The organism is Colwellia sp. E2M01 (assembly GCF_018860585.1).
Classification (GTDB): Bacteria; Pseudomonadota; Gammaproteobacteria; order Enterobacterales; family Alteromonadaceae; genus Colwellia.
The window spans coordinates 1-1,993 of the sequence record NZ_JAHKPR010000065.1; the positions used below are offsets into that span (position 1 = coordinate 1).

General features: G+C 33.1%; 3 protein-coding genes. 1 reads left to right on the top strand and 2 read right to left on the bottom strand.

Features of this window, described 5'->3' with window-relative positions; translation table 11 throughout:
* Positions 1–82: 82 nt before the first annotated feature.
* Positions 83–556, top strand: coding sequence for a hypothetical protein (locus KO502_RS12660; protein ID WP_216022927.1), 474 nt, complete (start codon positions 83–85; stop codon positions 554–556).
* A gap of 97 nt (positions 557–653) precedes the next feature.
* Here the strand turns inward: KO502_RS12660 and KO502_RS12665 are convergent, their stop codons facing one another.
* Together KO502_RS12665 and KO502_RS12670 are read right to left on the bottom strand one after the other, a co-directional pair.
* Positions 654–947, bottom strand: a complete 294-nt coding sequence (locus tag KO502_RS12665) for a type II toxin-antitoxin system RelE/ParE family toxin (protein ID WP_216022928.1) — start codon at positions 945–947, stop codon at positions 654–656.
* The gene (locus KO502_RS12670; protein WP_216022929.1) at positions 947–1,186 is read right to left on the bottom strand and encodes a type II toxin-antitoxin system ParD family antitoxin; all 240 of its coding nucleotides are present in this window, start codon (positions 1,184–1,186) and stop codon (positions 947–949) included. Before KO502_RS12670 ends, KO502_RS12665 begins: the two co-directional genes overlap by 1 nt.
* Between the last annotated feature and the right edge of the window lie 807 nt (positions 1,187–1,993).

A 1,993-nucleotide genomic window follows, 5' to 3' on the forward strand; every position in this document is an offset into this window, starting at 1 on the left:
TATCGGGGGAAGATCACAATGAACAGTTGGTTTTACTTATATCGACTTCTCGTATTGGAATATATGAAGGGTTAGCTAAATAATGAAGGACGAAGAAGAAAAAGTTAACTTCCTATTTCCTCCTTGGAAATTAATGGGACGCTTTTTATTAGTGACAATGATGTTAATACTAGGTACTGCATTTTCTGGTGGTACTGTATTTAACCTTTATATTCAATTAACACCTGAATGGGAAATAGGTATATTGTTTTCAACTACAGTCATATTCTGTATAGTAAATTTTAGGGTAACAAGAGGCTCGTTTTTCTGTGCGCATATCCTTAAATATTATGCTATTTTTCTAGCCTGTATAAATATTTTGTCACTTCTAATGGGTAGTCATATAATATTTTCACTTATAAATACAACCTTAACATTGATTGCATTTTTTCTCATTTCAGGAGAAACATATCAAAAATTGGTTCAATACCAATTGGATTTTTTTGATGATATAAAAGAAGCAACAGAGGCTGTAGAAAAAGAAATAGCAATGTTAAATAAATCTAAACGTAGCTAAAAAGCTATTCAACTAGAACAAAATACAGTTTTTTTTGCTCCTGCCTCGCTTATTTTAACCAACTATATTTTACTTCTTATTGTGACTTATATTTTTCTTAAAGTGCGGAGTTAACATCCATACTTTTATGCAATATTCTCACTATAAGTATCTGCTTTTGTTTGTGGTCTTTGTAATAAATTACATGGCTGCCTTGCGGGTATTTACTGTAACCTTCTCTAATGTAATCACAATTAATGCCTAATTCAGGATCATCAGCTAATAAATGAAATGTATTATCTAATACTTTTAAGTAATCATTTCGCTGATTAAGGCTCCAAGTTACTTGTGTATATTTAGCTATTTTAATTAAATCGGTTTTGGCTTTCTTAGATAATTCAAACTTATTCATTAATGGTTATCTGTATCTAATTCAGTTAATAAACTTTCATAGTTGTATTCGGCAACACCGCTTTGTTCGCCTTGGACTAACATATTGCGTAAATTTAAAAGCTTAGCTTCTTGGTCTTCTAAGGCTCTTAATCCAGCTCTAACAATTTCACTTGCCGAGCCATAACGACCGGTGTTAAGTTGTTGGTTTATAAACTGATCAAAATGGTCGCCCAGTGTAACGCTTGTATTTTTAGCCATAATTCAAAACCTCATTCATACCTATATATAATACATTCTGGTATAAATAATATAACAAGTCACTCAAAAGGACAAATAACTGTGGCTTTCCGTTTGTGCCTTACTATTTTAGCCAAACTGTCATTAGCCGCTTCATGCAGCATTAGGTTTTTAGATAATCCGGTGAAGTATATAGCTCTTTTATGACTACTCCACTTTGCTACTCTAGCGTGTTCAACAGAACCTGATGATAATGTGTGAATCTATATGTAATTACAAAATCTCTGACTTGATGGCAAAAAAATCTACAAGTCAATTAAGCGGGAAAATTTACAATTGGTTGTTTTAAGTGTGTTGTGACATCTCATAACGCAATTCGATAGTAACGCTAAGTGTAAATAGGAGATCCCATTAGTATTATTTTCCAACTGTATACCCGCTCCACTTGAAGATGCAGGACTCAGCTGAAATTAGAAACGCCTTTAGGCAAGGCATTGATTGTAGAGAATGGTTGTTCATTCTCAAAATCAATAACGCGGCATAAAGCGTTTCTAAACCAGTCCTTGGGGAAGACTGAGCAAATCATACCCTGCGTTACATTTCTTTTTAAGGGAACAACCCTTGATAAAAAAGGTGCCTTGGTTATGAATCGCTCAGGCTTCCTGAAACGAGCATCTTCAAGTGGAACGGGTATAAACTAAAAGCAAAATATATCGCAGATATTAACTAAAGCTTTTTAACATTTTGCCGATAAATTATTTATCAAGCGTCTTCAATCGTTTTGATTTAAAGACCCATTAAAATATTTTATAGCTGTTGTTAAATAAG

Bases quoted from the DNA above. Each gene is read 5' to 3' on its own strand.
- KO502_RS12660 (WP_216022927.1), top strand. From the start codon at position 83: ATGAAGGACGAAGAAGAAAAAGTTAACTTCCTATTTCCTCCTTGGAAA.
- KO502_RS12665 (WP_216022928.1), bottom strand. From the start codon at position 947: ATGAATAAGTTTGAATTATCTAAGAAAGCCAAAACCGATTTAATTAAA.
- KO502_RS12670 (WP_216022929.1), bottom strand. From the start codon at position 1,186: ATGGCTAAAAATACAAGCGTTACACTGGGCGACCATTTTGATCAGTTT.